Raw genomic sequence first — 14295 nt, forward strand, 5'->3', positions numbered from 1 at the left:
TGGCTGAGCCGAAGCGGACTGCCAACTAACGGCCAATTGATTCCCGCATCACCTCCGCCCGCAGCATGTAGGTCAGCTTGTCCATCGCCCGGGCTTTCACCCTGCGATAGGTGCGCTCGCTCAGATGAAGCTCGTAGCACAGCATGTAATCGAATGTCTGGTTCTTATGCAAATACCTTCCGCGAATGACAGCCTGCTCCTGCTCATCTAACTGTAACAATGCCTGCTCAACCTGCGCGCATACTAGCTCCTCAGAGGCGTCTCCATACCCGCCGGAGCTTTCCGCGATCTTCTCCGCAGACGGGCTCTGACCAAGCCTCACGGCACGAAGAGATTGCGATAACCGAACGGCCTCGAGAAGGCTCTCCACCCGTTTGCGGGTCGCCCGCTTGTCCACTTCATCCTGCCCGATCGCCAGCCATTTTTCCAACATTCTGATCATCTCCCTTATTTTGTTGTTTTGGGATTCTAAACAAATCATACCTGCGATTGTTCAATATTTCAACACAAAAGTTTTGAAGCACAAAAAAATGGCCTTGTTTTTTCTGTGCCGCAAGCTTTAAAATAAGTAACAGGTGATGAATCTATGAAAGATATGGTCCAGTTCGGCCGCCAGATCCGGGAGCTGCGGAAGCAGAACCATTTAACCCTTAGAGAACTTGGAGAACGGTCGGGTGTCAGTTATTCGTTCATTAACTCCATAGAGAACAACCGCTTCAATCCATCGAGGGAAACGGTGATCGCACTCGCCGATGCGCTGAACCGTGCCGACAAGGACGAGCTCTTGCTGCTCGCCGGATTCGCTCCGACCGAAGAAGAAGCGCTGGAGGCTCCGGCAGAGATCAGGTCTGCTGATGCGGATGATCCTGAGGTCAGTTTATTTTTTAAGGATTTCCAAAGCGCCCCCAAAGAGCGGCGGGATGAGATGCTTCGTTTCTGGCATTTTATCAAGAATCAGCAGCAGCATCGTACACCCGATAGTGAACAACAATAACATCAACAATGAAGTCAGGCCCTTAGGGCTTTTCTTTATGGCGTTGTACCGAACATATATTCCCATAATCAAATAGACCGAGGTGTTTGTCATGTTTACACACTATCAAACTACCCCTCTGGAGCAGTGGGTCGAAGATTTATATGAGCAGTATGAAATCACATCCCCCGCTCAGCTTTGCATGTCCCATTTGGCGGCCAAATTGCGTATATGGGTCTACACGCTGGATATGAACAGCATGGCTATCGAGAATAACGGGCAATTCAGCATCAATGTGGACCGAAGGCTGTCCCCAACGGAGCAGTGGGAAGACTTCTTGCATGAGCTGTGTCATGTACTCCGGCACGCCGGCAATCAGATGGTTATGCCGGACCGTTATGTGAACTGGCAGGAGCAGGACGCTACGGCTTTCCAGCTCTACGCGGCGCTTCCTCTCTCCATGCTGAAGAAACTGCCGCTGCCCGAGCAGAAGAATGAAATGATCGCTTACCTCTCCGAGGAGTTCCATGTCACATTCCGTCTGGCCAAGGCGCGAATCGATCAGATTCAGCGGCGTGTGCTGCAGGGCCTACTGGATTATGAATACCAGCAATATGCCCAGAGCCGGACGAGCACCTACAATCCGGCCAATTGGTCGGACGCAACCTGCGCCATTATGGCTAAGCTGGAGCAATTGAAGTCGAAGGGAGCGATGTCCAGTGGCCAAGCTAACCGTCTTCTATGATTATCACGAAGAAGGCATCGCGCCGATGATCCTGTCGCTCCGGTTCCGGCCAGGTGAGCTCGACTTCGGCAAAAGCTCGCTCTACGTGCCTCTTGGCGGCCCCTTTCGGCAGCTGGCCATGGAAGAGGTAGGCGAATTCGATGCCGGCATCACGGTCCTCCTGGAGGACCTGCTCGTGCATCCGGAGCGCCCCCATGCCATCGGCATCTCGCTCGCCCGCATTAAGCAGCGGCATTCCGCTGAGCAGGGTCAGCTCTCCGACATCCAGCAGCTGTGGCTGCGCCTTAGCGATATTGAAGAAGTGCTGCAGATGGACGTACGCGCTTGGTATCGTTGAGCGGAGCCTCCCCAGACGACAAAAAATCCCATACACCGTGAACCAGGTTCACAAGTGTATGGGATTTTTATTTTACTCGCTAATATAAGAACAAATATAATCGCTGACGGTTTTGACATCCAGCTTGAACTTCGCGTTCGCAGGGACCGTGAACTCGCCTTGACCGCTGATGGATATCCACTCCGTGCTGCCTGGCAGCAATACGTTCAGCTCGCCGGCTTGAATTTCCATGATTTCTTTGGTATCCGTACCGAACTCGTACTCGCCCGGAAGCAGGATGCCCAGTGTTTTCTTCGTGCCGTCGGCGAATTGAACCGTGCGGCTCGTGACTTTACCGTCGAAATAAACGTTAGCTTTCGTTAAAACCGTTACATTTTCAAAGCTGGACATGATGAATAATTCCCCCTCTAATATGAATAATGCCAAGCCCGCACGAGGCGGGCTATGGCATGGTTACTAACCTAAACGGAGTGGCTGGATTAAGCCAACAGTGCTTTCACTCTGGCAGCTACGTTCTCAGGCGAGAAGCCGTACTCTTTCAGAACCAGGTCGCCAGGCGCGGACGCACCGAACGTGTTGATCCCCAGAACGGAACCTTCGTCGCCAACATAGCGCTCCCAGCCAAGCGGGAATGCCATCTCAACCGCAAGACGCTTCTTCACGTCAGGCAGAATGACGGAATCTTTGTAAGCTTTGGACTGTTTCTCGAACAGTTCCAAGCTTGGCAAGCTGACAACGCGTACGTTGATGCCTTCGGCTTGCAGCAGCTTTTGCGCCGCGACAGCCAGCTGCACCTCAGAGCCCGTTGCCAGGATTTGCGCATCCGGCTTACCGTTAGCTGCATCGGATACAACGTATCCGCCTTTGCTCAGGTTCGCTTTGGCACCTTCTACGGTTCCTTCGAGGATCGGCAGGTTCTGGCGAGTCAGCACCAGTGCAACCGGTCCTTCGGATTGCGAAATCGCATAGCGCCAAGCTTCGGATGTCTCGTTACCGTCCGCAGGACGAATAACCGTGATGCCCGGAATAACGCGAAGCGCCGGCAATTGCTCGATCGGCTCATGCGTCGGACCGTCTTCGCCGACAGCGATACTGTCATGCGTCAGAACATAGATGACCGGCAGCTTCATCAGCGCTGCCAGACGGATGGAGGCACGCAGGTAGTCGGAGAAGACGAAGAACGTTGCGCCGTATACTTTTACGCCGCTGTGCAAGGCCATACCGTTCATCGCCGTACCCATACCGAACTCGCGAACGCTGAACCAGAGGTTGCGGCCTGCGTAGTTGCTGGCGCTGTAGTTACCTTCGCCTTTGATCATCGTGTTATTGGAGCTCGCAAGGTCAGCGGAACCGCCGATCAGTTGCGGCAGCAGAGGCGCAATCGCATTGATGGCGTTACCGGATGCTACGCGAGTCGCCATTGGCTTGTCCGACGTGCTGTATACCGGCAGGTTGGCATCCCAGCCTGCAGGCAGCTCATTGTTCACAGCTGCGCTGAATTGTTTGCCAAGCTCCGGATAAGCCTTGATGTAGTCGTTCAGCAGGCTGCTCCAAGCTTGTTCTGCCGCAGCGCCTTCTTTGCCGATTTCGTTATAGTGTGCGCGAACTTCGTCAGGTACGAGGAAGTCCGGCTCTTCCGGCCAGCCGTAAGCTTGCTTCGTCAGCTTCACTTCGTCGCCGCCAAGCGGGGAACCGTGAGGACCTGCATGACCGCCTTTACCGCCTTTGTTCGGGCTTCCGAAACCGATCGTCGTTTTCACTTCGATCAGCGTAGGACGCGTCGTGTCTGCTTTCGCTTCGGCAATCGCGGCCGAAATCGCAGCCAGATCGTTCTGCTCTTCTACGCGCAGCACTTGCCAGCCGTAAGCTTCGAAACGCTTCTGCACGTTCTCGGAGAACGCCATGTTCAACTCGCCGTCGAGCGAGATATCGTTGGAATCGTAAAGCATGATCAATTTGCCTAATTTCAGGTGACCGGCCAAAGAAACAGCCTCGGAAGAAACGCCTTCCATCATGTCGCCATCGCCGCAAATTGCATATGTATAATGGTCGATTACCGGGAAGTTCTCTTTGTTGTAAGTCTCTCTCAAGTGAGCCTCAGCCATTGCCATACCGACTGCCATACCGATCCCTTGTCCAAGCGGACCTGTTGTTGCGTCAACGCCCGGGGTGTGACCGTATTCCGGATGTCCTGGCGTCGCACTTCCCCACTGACGGAAGTTCTTGATCTCTTCCAGCGGAAGGTCATAGCCGCACAGGTGGAGCAGGCTGTATAGAAGCATGGAACCATGCCCCGCGGAAAGCACGAAACGGTCGCGATTGACCCACTTCGGATTAGCCGGGTTATGCTTCATATGCTGTTTCCACAATACGTAAGCCATTGGGGCAGCCCCCATGACCATTCCAGGGTGACCGGATTTGGCTTTCTCAACGGCGTCGATTCCTAATGTGCGAATCGTGTCGACCGCTAATTGCTCAATTGTTTTGTTCGTTGCTGTCATTTCGAAATTTCCCTCCTATATATCTTACTAACCTAAGTCTTTAACTTGTACATACAAGTGACTTTTCTCGCTTGCATTATTGTACCATTTGCTTTCAGGCTTTGCCACAATAAACCGCTAAACAATTCGCTTCTTCTACAAAAAAAAGACTGCATCCTAACGGATACAGCCTAGCTTTCCCATCAATTAAAAACTACAGTCTTGTTATTGTGAACAATAATGCGGTCTTCCACATGCCAAGCAACCGCTCTGGCGAGAACGATCCGCTCGATATGACGGCCGATCCGCTTCAGATCCTCCACATTGTCACGGTGGCTGACCCGTTGAACGTCCTGTTCGATAATCGGGCCGCCATCCAGCTCTTCCGTTACGTAGTGAGCCGTTGCGCCGATAATTTTGACGCCGCGGTTATGCGCTTGGGCATACGGCTTGCCGCCTACGAAAGCAGGCAAGAACGAATGGTGAATATTAATGATTCGATTCGTGTAGTGCTTGATGAAGGACGGCGAAACAATCTGCATATAGCGCGCCAAAACAATCGCATCCACCTTATCGCCAACAACTTCCAGCTGCCGGCGCTCAGCTTCAGCCTTCGTATCGGCCGTAACCGGAATATGGTGGTAAGGGATGCCGAACGGCTCCACCAGCGAACGCATATCCGGATGATTGGAAATCACCATCGCAATATCCGCGTTCAAATCGCCTGCCCGCCAGTGCCAGAGCAGCTCCAGCAGCGCATGATCCTCCTTCGAGACGAAGATCGCGATCCGCTTCTTCTGGCTGGCCAGCGACAAGCTCCATTCCATGGAGAACTTGTCCGCAACCGCGGAGAAAGCGGCTTTGAGCTGTTCCACGCGCTCTTCCAGCTGCTCCAGATCAAACTCGATCCGGATGAAGAACATGCCGCCCTCCGGGTCCATCGTATACTGATCGGACTGCACGATATTCGCGCCGTATTCAAACAAAAACTGCGACACCGCCGCCACGATGCCGGGCTGATCCGGGCAAGAGATCAGCATTCTCGCTCTATTCGCCCATTCGCTCTCCCTGCGAGCTGAGCTGTTCGTACTACTCCGTTCCATGTGAATCCCCCTATGTTGTCTTTAAGCTTTCTTGAGTACTTCCTGGCCGGCAAGCCACACAATCAGACGCTGGTTAAGCTGCTCCTCGCTGAGGTCAGCCAGCAATCTCTCTTCATGCAAAATGTCGTACAAGCGCTCGAGCGGCTCGCGGCCGTCGGCTTTTTTCGCTTTCGCGTCGTTCTTCAGGATATCCCAAGTCTTAAGGACATAGTCGCGGAAATGGATATCCTTCTTGCCGAACATGTGGTCTATGCGCTCGACATGATCCAAGAACTCTTCGCCGAACCGGCCTTTGAGGTTGCCGGACAGCAGCGCAATCTCCGCTTCGTACATCGGACGCTGCGTCTTGTCTTCCTTGCCGATCCATGGCGTCTCCAAAATCATCGGCAGATGCTGCAGCTTCTCGTGGCTCGCCACATTGTTCATCGCCTCAAAGCCGATCCAGCCGGAGCCGAGCGGTGCATGGCGGTCTTTGCCCGCGCCGCGGGCGTTCTTGCTGTCGTTCAAATGAATGACGCCAAGCTTCTCGAGGCCGACCACCTTATCGAAATGGTGCAGTACGCCGTCGAGATCGTTCACGATATCATAACCGGCGTCATGCACGTGGCAGGTGTCCAAACATACGGTGAGCTTGTTGTTGAACTCGACCTGCTCCATGATTTCGGCGATTTCCTCGAAGCTGCGGCCGATCTCCGTCCCTTTGCCGGCCATCGTCTCGAGCGCGATGTTCACATCCGTATCTTTGACACCGGCAAGCACTTCGTTCAGACCTTCGGCAATCCGGGCGATGCCGTATTCCGCATCTTTGTCCGTGTAAGCACCCGGATGCAGAACGATATTGCGCACGCCGATGTACGCGGTCCGGCGAATTTCTTCCTGCAGGAAGCGCACGGCGAGTTCGAAGGTATCGTTTTTGTAAGAACCGAGATTAATAATGTAAGGCGCGTGCACGACGATTTCGTTAATGGCATGCTTGTCCATCAAAGCTTTGCCTTCTTCGATGAATTGATCTTCGATCGGTTTGCGGCGTGTATTTTGCGGTGCGCCAGTGTATATCATAAAAGTGGAAGAACCGTATGAAACTGCTTCTTCAGCTGCATTTAACAAGCCTTTATCCGAAAACGAAACGTGTGAACCGATTTTGGGCATGATCTTTAACTCCTTTATGAGTTTCTGTCTACTACCCTCCTATTTTACTCGGATTGTCGCAAGAAATCTAGAAATAAGGTATAATTCTTATCACAGATGACTGGATGCTAGTGAGGTGACCGATATATGTCCAACGATTTTTTCATGTGGTTCATTATTTTCTGGGTGTTCGTCCTGCTTTTCTTCATGAGCGTAGGCGGATACTTCATGTTTCGCAAATTTCTGAAGGTGCTGCCCAAGGAAGACGGCAAGTCCAAGCTCGACTGGCAGAATCATTATGTCGACAGCTCCCGCCATTTATGGACGGAGGAGTCCAAAGCATTTCTCGACCAGCTTGTCTCGCCGGTACCGACGGCTTTCCGGGATATTGCCAAGCATTCCATCGCCGCCCGGATCGGACAGGTTGCGCTGGAGGCTCAAGCGAGCGAAGTCACGCGAGAGCACTGTATCGAGGGCTACATTCTGGCGACGCCGCGCCGCGATTACCGGAGCTTAACAAGCTTCCTGGAGAAAGAACGGATCGATTACAGCGCATATAAGCATTTATTGCAATAAAAATAAAAAGCCGCTCATTTCTTTATTCAAGAAAGAGCGGCTTTATTTGTCGTTATCATGGAGGCTCCCGTATTTCCCATAGTTCCGTTCTAACACTAGCAAGCTAATCCCGCCTTAATCATCAAATCCAACGCTCCGAAGTTATCTCGTCATAACTATGTATGCAGACCGTACGTAATGAATCGCACTTTATACAATGAGCCAGAGGAATTGTCGTTTGGTAGAAGCCTGTTTTAAATATTTTTTTGGCATAGCATTCAGCCATGATGGAATGACACTCGATACAAAACACCTTTTTCAAATTGCCCATAAATTTCACCCCTTAATCATCCATATGCCACGTCACGTTACAATATGTATATATACAAAAGATTATAAGATACATTATGTAACTTATCAAGGAGATGTTTATTTAGCAGCTATAATCAACAAGCATATCATCCTGCAGATGCTCGTAATCGTAGCTTTTGGCCAACTTGCCGAATTCTTTATTTTGTATCGAAGCCAGCCGGTTAATGGCATATAGCATCTCAAATTCTGCATAATTCACAGGTTGAAGATGGGCCGTATAGATGCAGCTGTCATTCACTTGATTTACCTGTCTGATGCAGCCTTCGCTCCGAAACACTCGGCCTATCATCGAAAACTCAAAACCGTAGAGCACTTCACGATCTGTCGGCAGTATCAATGAACTTTCAAAAGTAAATTGCGATTTCTCCAATTCCATAATTTGAATCATCGCTTGTTTCGTATGAATGGGCTTCTGGCGGATTTGAATGATGGTCAGTCTTCCTGGCAGAGGGGTTACCAAACCTAATTTCGTTCTTTTTTGGAAAACCATAGCTTCACGCACCTCATCATACACTTTGTATCTAGTCAAATGAATCACTGCTTTGTTATAATAGTTTTCTGGTATAATTCGTTAAAGCCAATGGATATAATGGTAGAAAAAACTTACAGTGAGGAATGATCATGCTGAAGTACGGAGACCGTATTGCTCTTTTACGTGAAAAAAGAGGACTGACGCAAGAAGAACTATCCATCAAAATCGGAATATCTAGAGCATCTCTTTCTCATTATGAAACAAGCCGCCGTGAACCAGATTACGAAACCATTAACAAGATTGCTAACTTCTTTGACGTTTCTATCGACTATTTGCTTGGGCGTACGAACCAGCAGCAAACCGTTCTCGACCACGATGTCCGGGACTTTGTTGAGAATTTGGATTTAACGGATGAAACGATTTTACAAAAGTTTTCTTTGACGGTGGATGGCCGCAAATTATCGCCTGAAGAAGCCAAACGATTCATTGCTTTTGTAAGGGCTGAGCGTTCTTTGGAGTAGATGGGGTAGAGCCGCTGTGATCTTGAGTTTGAAATTTCTGTATGTCGATTCCCAGATGGGCAAGAATCTCTTCAATATCGACGGAAATCTTCGATTCCTGTTTCATATAACGCACTACTCCTAACGCTCAGCTTTTCTTAAAAAGCACCAGCTTTTTTATCTTTTATGATACATTATGTATCCTGGATGTCAAGTCGACTCACATCATTTCATCACTATTTATTCACGCCAATATACTTTAAGGTCACTGAAGGAGCGGACTGATTGAATAAATCACGGAGCACGGAGACGTTTTTTGTCTTTAAATAATAGTGATACCCATAGGTCTTACGTAGTGTATGCGTGCCGATATCCGTCAACCCCACCTGTTTGGCCGCTTGATTCAAAATACGGTAAACACGGATTCTCTTGATCGGATTGCCCGTACGCTGGGACGGAAATAAGTAATTATCTTCGTCCATGTACTGAATGTATTCTTTGATATAGGTCTTAAGTTGCGGTGAGAGCTGAAATGACTTGATTTTGCCGGTCTTCTCCTCCCGGACGCTGACAACGTTGCGGTCCATCACGTCCTTTACTTTCAAAGAGAGCAGATCGCTAAGATGGAGTCCCGAGTTAATGCCGATCGTGAAGAGCAGCCAGTCCCGAATCGACTGTTCTTTCAAAACCTCTTGTAATTGCTCGATTTTCTCTTGATCTCTAATAGGTTGTACTACTTGCATGAATAGCACCTCACATAACCTTATTCGCGTACCTTGTATGTTACTTATGTATTTATGCTGTAGCTGGACACTATAATGGCTCTATCAATCCTCCCTCCTATTTATGTTACATATTGTATCACAAATTTGATAAATGATCTATGCCTTTTCCTGTTCTCAAATCCCGATCCCTGCGATATAATTCTTAATAAAGAACGCTAGTTTGTGAATAAATCATGAAGGGAGGCCATGTATATTGTTCAGACTGGTAAGACTACTATGCATTGTCATGCTCTTGAGTGTCGTCACATTTCCCGTATCCGCCTATGCCTCAGGCTACAATTCGGGAAGCTCGCAAAATTCTAGCATTCTATCGAAGATTACTTCATTTTTCGATTTAAGCAAGCTATTTGGATCAAGTACCTACAGCAGCAGCAATAATAATAGCAATAGCAACTACAACAATAATAACAGCAATAACCACAACAGCAACGACAACTCCCACAACGGCAATAATAACAACAACAACAACGATGACAAAGACTGGGATTTGGACGATATAGACTGGGAAGACTGTTGGGACGACATCGATTGGGAGGATCTCGATTGCTTCGATTCCTATGATATTTGGAAAAAGTGGTTCTGCTACTAAATAAGGATAAGCTCTTCAGGACAAGCGCATTGAGGCAGGTTCATGCTCAACGAACCGCAGCTCCGGCAGCAACTGCCGGAGTTGTGTGCGTTTATGTCGGCCTCGCCGCCAGTTCGAATACGGTAATTTCAGGCCGGCAATTAAATCGAATCGGGAACAAGGTTGTCCCTAGCCCGCGATTTGTGTAAACGTAAAATTCTCTATTGTCGAAAGCGTAAAGCCCCATAGGGTACTTTTGACCTAGGTCCGGTGTAAAGAGACTGCCGTACAAGGGGATTCGAATCTGGCCGCCATGACTATGTCCCGAGAGCTGAAGATCGACCGGATAGGCCGATGCCATATCGGCAAAATCCGGCTCATGCGCAAGCAGCAGGACGAACTCGTCTTTATGAACGCCTTGGAGTGCGAGACGCAAGTCCGGCTTGCCATGAAAGATTTCATCGATCCCGACCACATGCATGCGTCCATTCCCTCGCTCAATCGTTCGGTTGCCGTTGACCAGGACGGTAAAACCGGATCGTTCGAGTACATCCTTGACCTTGCCGGGCGACAGCCGCATATCATGATTGCCGAGGACCGCGTATTTCCCCAAACCAGCTTGCAGCCGCGACAGGATCGGGATGACATCCTCATTCACTTCGCCGTGATTGGAATCGAACAGATCCCCCGTGAAGCAGATGATATCCGGCTTTTGCTTCTGAATCAGCCCCGCCACTCTTTCCATTTGTCCCAGGCTGTAATAGCTGCCGAGATGGGTATCGCTGAACTGAACGATTCGCACGCCACCCAAAGCTGCCGGATACCGGCGGTATGCTAGTCGCACCGTTTGCAGCTGAATCCAATAACGCTCCCCACAAATGCCGTAGAGACCGCCGATTCCCGCCATAATCCCCAAAGATCCGACGGTTTTCAGACCATATTGGAGAAACTGCCTCCGGCTAAAAGGCTTATCGTTCACGGTATGATCCCCTCCGCTCCTCCATATTTGTGTCCTAATGTCGGATGCTCACGCGGTATTTGTCGAGGGGAAGTCACACAAGCACCGATACATTTTGTATAATTTTAATATTAGCAGGATTGATTTCGCTGAAAAAACGTGCGATAATAAATTACGAGATACGAATTGTATCACACCAGAACGGTTTTGGAGGGGTCGCTTGTGACTAAGATAAATCAGATAAATATCGAAGAGTATGATGTGGAGTGGGTCGATCTTATTATGCGCGCTCGTAAGATGGGTCTTACAACGGAAGATATCCGTGCATTTCTAAGAAGCCCTTTCCAACCGGCACAAAAATTACCAGTGCCAACTGAAAATAATCCTTGTATGTCCCCATAGATCCTCTGGATTCATCTTACTACTCGTCGTTCGGTCGCTTCATTCTCCATTTGTTGAAATCCAAAAACTCCCGAAATTGCTGTTTATCTACCCCAGATGACATCGCTTCTTTGATAATGTCATACCATTCCTGATCAAGCTCAAGCGTATCCTGTGCCGCCGCATCTTGTTCATCGATGAGCCTCTCGACAGGTACCTTCAGAACAGCTGCAATCTTCTCAAGAAACTGAATCGAAGGATTCTTCTGAATATCGCGTTCCAAGCTGCTAATGTAAGACTTGGCTACGCCTGCACGTTCAGCCAGCTCCGTCAATGACAGGCCCTTCTCTTTTCTCAGTTGTTGAACACGTTTTCCAATCATGCGAGATCTTCCCTTATAATAAAATTATGGTTCCTTTTGTTATTATATCAGGATTTCTTTAAAAGAACAAATTTGTTCCATATTAAGAACAACACAAACAACAAGCCCCAAGCGGGGCTTGTTAATCTGACTTGATCAGCTTCTCATTATGCCATTTCATAAATTCAATCAAAATTTTAAGCTCATGGAGTCTTTCCTTATCAATGCCGGATTGCTTCAGATCATCGATGAAATCCATCCATTCTTGATCCAGCTGTTGGTCTGTCTCCGCATCAACGGTAATTTTCAATAACAGCTTGAGATCGACCATGAGGACCTCGGCAATTTTCTCCATCACATGAATGGATGGATTTTGCTTCAGATTTCTTTCGATATTGCTTAGATACGATTTGGAAATCCCCGTCCGTTCGGAGAGCTCGGACAATGTGTATCCCTTTTGCTTGCGGATACTTGAAATATTTTGACCAATCATCGTTATCATCACTCCACAGTGACACTTTTGGCAAGATTCCTTGGCTTGTCAACATCACACCCGCGATACACGGCTGCGTAATACGCAATAAGCTGCAACGGAACGACGGCCACGAGCGGGGTCAGATGCTCATACACCGACGGCAGGACGATCTGATCGTTCATCTCCTCCATGCCTTCCATGCTGATCATACAAACCTGGGCTCCGCGCGCCATAACCTCTTGCACGTTGCTTCTGATATTTCCCTTAATATGAGCTTGTGTCAGCAGCGCTACGACAGGGGTCCCTTCTTCAATCAAAGCGATGGTCCCATGCTTCAATTCCCCGCCGGCAAAGCCTTCCGCCTGAATATATGAAATCTCCTTCAGCTTGAGCGCGCCTTCCAGACACGCGTAATAGTCAACGCCCCGGCCTATAAAGAAGCAGTTGCGTGACGTATTCAGATACTTCCATACGCTCTCTTCCATCATCTCCTTCTTGTTAATCATAATTTCCATCGCATTAGCGGCAATACTGAGTTCGTGAATAGGGTTCACACCCGATACTCTTCCCTTACTGCGGGCACAATCAAAGGCAAGCACCACCAATACGGCAATTTGCGCGGTATAGGCTTTGGTCGATGCTACCGCAATCTCCGGCCCGGCATGTGTGAGCAGCGTGAAGTTCGCTTCACGGGATAACGTCGAACCAGGTACGTTCGTGATGGTCAAGGCTGGATAGCCCAATTGCTTGACAGCCACCAGTACCCCTCGGCTATCCGCCGTCTCCCCGCTCTGGGAAATAAAAATGAAGAGAGGCCGTTCCGACAGAATAGGGCGGTTGTACAGAAATTCGCTCGCAATGTGCGTCTCGACCGGAATGCCGGCAATTCTCTCGATTAACTGTTTGCCGACCAGACCCGCATGATAACTGGTTCCGCAAGCAATGATATAGAGACGATCAGCTTCATTGAGACTGGCGCGAATGTCACTGTCAATCATCAACTCGCCGTAGGCATCCTGATATTTGGAAATGACCTTCCGAATTACGGCAGGCTGTTCATCGATTTCTTTTAACATGTAATGCGGGTAAGGCCCTTTCTCGATATCGCTGGCGTCCAGCTTCACTTGGAAAGGTCTCCGTCTAATGCTCTCCCCGTTCAAATTCTTGATTGTTAACGACGTTTGGCGGAGAATGACCATTTCTTCATCCATCAATTCAACGAACTGATGGGTGAGCTGCAGCATAGCCATGGCATCGCTGGCGACCACATGAAAGTCCGCTCCGAGACCGATGAGCAGCGGACTCTTATTCTTCCCGACATAGATCGTGTCGGTATTCTGCGCATCGAGCAGCGCAACAGCATATGAACCTTTCAAACTCATAAGCAATTGCCGGAAAGCTTCCTCTGCTTGCAGCCCGTCCGCCACCAGCTTCTCCATCAACTGCACGATCACTTCCGTGTCCGTGTCACTTGCGAAGGGGACTCCCTGCAAATCGTGCTGCTTCAATTCTTCGAAGTTCTCAATCACGCCATTATGTACGATCGTGAAGCGGCCGCTGTTGCTTTGATGCGGATGCGCATTGCGTCGGCTCGGTTTGCCATGGGTCGCCCATCGGGTATGCCCGATGCCGATCGCTGCCGTCTCCTTCTCATCGATTACTTCCCGAAGCGCCGAGATACGCCCTTGCTCTTTATATACGTGCACGCCACTCTGGTTCATTACCGCAATTCCGGAGGAATCGTATCCTCTGTATTCCAACTTCTCCAATCCTCTGACCAGGATGTCCTTCGCGTCCTGATTACCGATATAACCTACAATTCCACACACGATAAATCCTCCTCTAATGATTGAAATTCTTAATAAAGAACAATAAGGTAATAATTGGGTGTAGACCGCATACATTTGCTGCTTCGCTCATAAGTTTTTACAAAAGGAGGGATCTTGTCATGTATCCACGTTCGACTTATATATGGAAGAAGACGCAGCGTACTTACCATAAGGTCATGCATGCATACAACTCTATCCTTTATAGGGACTGTCTTGACAATGAAATGAAAGTAGCTTTATTGGCTAAGATCGAGCATCATAAACGGAAAATGT

18 protein-coding genes are annotated in these 14295 nt (G+C 49.2%); 7 read left to right on the forward strand and 11 right to left on the reverse strand.

Features of this window, described 5'->3' with window-relative positions; translation table 11 throughout:
- Positions 1–25: 25 nt before the first annotated feature.
- On the reverse strand, positions 26–433 hold the full coding sequence (locus J2X61_RS01760) for an ArpU family phage packaging/lysis transcriptional regulator (protein ID WP_310185353.1): 408 nt from the start codon (positions 431–433) through the stop codon (positions 26–28).
- Between the two features lie 153 nt (positions 434–586).
- On the opposite strand from J2X61_RS01760, the gene J2X61_RS01765 reads away from it, so the two are divergent.
- The 3 genes from J2X61_RS01765 to J2X61_RS01775 all read left to right on the forward strand — a co-directional run bounded on the left by J2X61_RS01765 (position 587) and on the right by J2X61_RS01775 (position 2055).
- Positions 587–994, forward strand: coding sequence for a helix-turn-helix domain-containing protein (locus J2X61_RS01765; RefSeq protein WP_310185356.1), 408 nt, complete (start codon positions 587–589; stop codon positions 992–994).
- 91 nt (positions 995–1085) lie between these two features.
- Positions 1086–1718 (forward strand): ImmA/IrrE family metallo-endopeptidase, encoded by a 633-nt coding sequence (locus J2X61_RS01770; RefSeq protein WP_274466807.1) that lies wholly within the window; start codon positions 1086–1088, stop codon positions 1716–1718.
- Positions 1693–2055 (forward strand): hypothetical protein, encoded by a 363-nt coding sequence (locus tag J2X61_RS01775; RefSeq protein ID WP_310185358.1) that lies wholly within the window; start codon positions 1693–1695, stop codon positions 2053–2055. The genes J2X61_RS01770 and J2X61_RS01775 overlap by 26 nt, the downstream gene beginning before the upstream one ends.
- Positions 2056–2127: 72 nt before the next feature.
- Here J2X61_RS01775 and ppnP read toward each other — a convergent pair whose 3' ends face one another.
- The 4 genes from ppnP to J2X61_RS01795 all read right to left on the reverse strand — a co-directional run bounded on the left by ppnP (position 2128) and on the right by J2X61_RS01795 (position 6787).
- Positions 2128–2445: a pyrimidine/purine nucleoside phosphorylase gene (gene ppnP, locus J2X61_RS01780; protein WP_274466809.1), complete on the reverse strand. Its 318-nt coding sequence runs from the start codon at positions 2443–2445 to the stop codon at positions 2128–2130.
- A gap of 89 nt (positions 2446–2534) precedes the next feature.
- Positions 2535–4556: a transketolase gene (gene tkt, locus J2X61_RS01785; protein WP_310185363.1), complete on the reverse strand. Its 2022-nt coding sequence runs from the start codon at positions 4554–4556 to the stop codon at positions 2535–2537.
- Between the two features lie 182 nt (positions 4557–4738).
- Positions 4739–5638 carry a formyltetrahydrofolate deformylase gene (gene purU / locus J2X61_RS01790; RefSeq protein ID WP_274466811.1) on the reverse strand — a complete coding sequence of 300 codons (900 nt, stop codon included), beginning with the start codon at positions 5636–5638 and terminating at the stop codon, positions 4739–4741.
- Between the two features lie 21 nt (positions 5639–5659).
- A complete protein-coding gene (locus J2X61_RS01795) occupies positions 5660–6787 on the reverse strand; it encodes a deoxyribonuclease IV (RefSeq protein WP_274466812.1) in 1128 nt (375 codons plus the stop codon).
- A 126-nt stretch (positions 6788–6913) separates the two neighbouring features.
- On the opposite strand from J2X61_RS01795, the gene J2X61_RS01800 reads away from it, so the two are divergent.
- Positions 6914–7342 carry a DUF2621 domain-containing protein gene (locus tag J2X61_RS01800; protein WP_274466814.1) on the forward strand — a complete coding sequence of 143 codons (429 nt, stop codon included), beginning with the start codon at positions 6914–6916 and terminating at the stop codon, positions 7340–7342.
- 412 nt (positions 7343–7754) lie between these two features.
- On the opposite strand, the gene J2X61_RS01805 is transcribed toward J2X61_RS01800, so the two are convergent.
- Positions 7755–8183 (reverse strand): hypothetical protein, encoded by a 429-nt coding sequence (locus J2X61_RS01805; protein WP_274466815.1) that lies wholly within the window; start codon positions 8181–8183, stop codon positions 7755–7757.
- Positions 8184–8314: 131 nt separating this feature from the next.
- On the opposite strand from J2X61_RS01805, the gene J2X61_RS01810 reads away from it, so the two are divergent.
- Positions 8315–8686 carry a helix-turn-helix domain-containing protein gene (locus J2X61_RS01810; RefSeq protein WP_274466816.1) on the forward strand — a complete coding sequence of 124 codons (372 nt, stop codon included), beginning with the start codon at positions 8315–8317 and terminating at the stop codon, positions 8684–8686.
- Between the two features lie 215 nt (positions 8687–8901).
- Here J2X61_RS01810 and J2X61_RS01815 read toward each other — a convergent pair whose 3' ends face one another.
- Positions 8902–9408, reverse strand: coding sequence for a tyrosine-type recombinase/integrase (locus J2X61_RS01815; RefSeq protein WP_274466817.1), 507 nt, complete (start codon positions 9406–9408; stop codon positions 8902–8904).
- Between the two features lie 235 nt (positions 9409–9643).
- Between J2X61_RS01815 and J2X61_RS01820 the strand changes: the two genes are divergently transcribed.
- Positions 9644–10039, forward strand: a complete 396-nt coding sequence (locus J2X61_RS01820; protein WP_310185367.1) for a hypothetical protein — start codon at positions 9644–9646, stop codon at positions 10037–10039.
- 91 nt (positions 10040–10130) lie between these two features.
- Here the strand turns inward: J2X61_RS01820 and J2X61_RS01825 are convergent, their stop codons facing one another.
- Positions 10131–10997 carry a metallophosphoesterase gene (locus tag J2X61_RS01825; RefSeq protein WP_310185369.1) on the reverse strand — a complete coding sequence of 289 codons (867 nt, stop codon included), beginning with the start codon at positions 10995–10997 and terminating at the stop codon, positions 10131–10133.
- Between the two features lie 201 nt (positions 10998–11198).
- Here J2X61_RS01825 and J2X61_RS01830 point away from each other — a divergent pair, with 201 nt between their 5' ends.
- On the forward strand, positions 11199–11378 hold the full coding sequence (locus J2X61_RS01830; protein ID WP_274466821.1) for an anti-repressor SinI family protein: 180 nt from the start codon (positions 11199–11201) through the stop codon (positions 11376–11378).
- Between the two features lie 19 nt (positions 11379–11397).
- On the opposite strand, the gene J2X61_RS01835 is transcribed toward J2X61_RS01830, so the two are convergent.
- The 3 genes from J2X61_RS01835 to glmS all read right to left on the reverse strand — a co-directional run bounded on the left by J2X61_RS01835 (position 11398) and on the right by glmS (position 14022).
- Entirely contained in the window at positions 11398–11739 is a 342-nt protein-coding gene (locus J2X61_RS01835) for a helix-turn-helix domain-containing protein (RefSeq protein ID WP_274466823.1), read from the reverse strand.
- Between the two features lie 121 nt (positions 11740–11860).
- Positions 11861–12211 (reverse strand): helix-turn-helix domain-containing protein, encoded by a 351-nt coding sequence (locus tag J2X61_RS01840; protein ID WP_310185373.1) that lies wholly within the window; start codon positions 12209–12211, stop codon positions 11861–11863.
- An 8-nt stretch (positions 12212–12219) separates the two neighbouring features.
- Positions 12220–14022 (reverse strand): glutamine--fructose-6-phosphate transaminase (isomerizing), encoded by a 1803-nt coding sequence (gene glmS, locus J2X61_RS01845; RefSeq protein ID WP_310185375.1) that lies wholly within the window; start codon positions 14020–14022, stop codon positions 12220–12222.
- Between the last annotated feature and the right edge of the window lie 273 nt (positions 14023–14295).

Origin of the sequence: Bacillus sp. 3255 (genome assembly GCF_031456485.1) — a bacterium.
GTDB lineage: Bacteria > Bacillota > Bacilli > Paenibacillales > NBRC-103111 > Paenibacillus_E.

Bases quoted from the DNA above. Each gene is read 5' to 3' on its own strand.
- J2X61_RS01760 (WP_310185353.1), bottom strand. From the start codon at position 433: ATGTTGGAAAAATGGCTGGCGATCGGGCAGGATGAAGTGGACAAGCGG.
- J2X61_RS01765 (WP_310185356.1), top strand. From the start codon at position 587: ATGAAAGATATGGTCCAGTTCGGCCGCCAGATCCGGGAGCTGCGGAAG.
- J2X61_RS01770 (WP_274466807.1), top strand. From the start codon at position 1,086: ATGTTTACACACTATCAAACTACCCCTCTGGAGCAGTGGGTCGAAGAT.
- ppnP (WP_274466809.1), bottom strand. From the start codon at position 2,445: ATGTCCAGCTTTGAAAATGTAACGGTTTTAACGAAAGCTAACGTTTAT.
- tkt (WP_310185363.1), bottom strand. From the start codon at position 4,556: ATGACAGCAACGAACAAAACAATTGAGCAATTAGCGGTCGACACGATT.
- purU (WP_274466811.1), bottom strand. From the start codon at position 5,638: ATGGAACGGAGTAGTACGAACAGCTCAGCTCGCAGGGAGAGCGAATGG.
- J2X61_RS01795 (WP_274466812.1), bottom strand. From the start codon at position 6,787: ATGCCCAAAATCGGTTCACACGTTTCGTTTTCGGATAAAGGCTTGTTA.
- J2X61_RS01800 (WP_274466814.1), top strand. From the start codon at position 6,914: ATGTCCAACGATTTTTTCATGTGGTTCATTATTTTCTGGGTGTTCGTC.
- J2X61_RS01805 (WP_274466815.1), bottom strand. From the start codon at position 8,183: ATGGTTTTCCAAAAAAGAACGAAATTAGGTTTGGTAACCCCTCTGCCA.
- J2X61_RS01810 (WP_274466816.1), top strand. From the start codon at position 8,315: ATGCTGAAGTACGGAGACCGTATTGCTCTTTTACGTGAAAAAAGAGGA.
- J2X61_RS01815 (WP_274466817.1), bottom strand. From the start codon at position 9,408: ATGCAAGTAGTACAACCTATTAGAGATCAAGAGAAAATCGAGCAATTA.
- J2X61_RS01835 (WP_274466823.1), bottom strand. From the start codon at position 11,739: ATGATTGGAAAACGTGTTCAACAACTGAGAAAAGAGAAGGGCCTGTCA.
- J2X61_RS01840 (WP_310185373.1), bottom strand. From the start codon at position 12,211: ATGATTGGTCAAAATATTTCAAGTATCCGCAAGCAAAAGGGATACACA.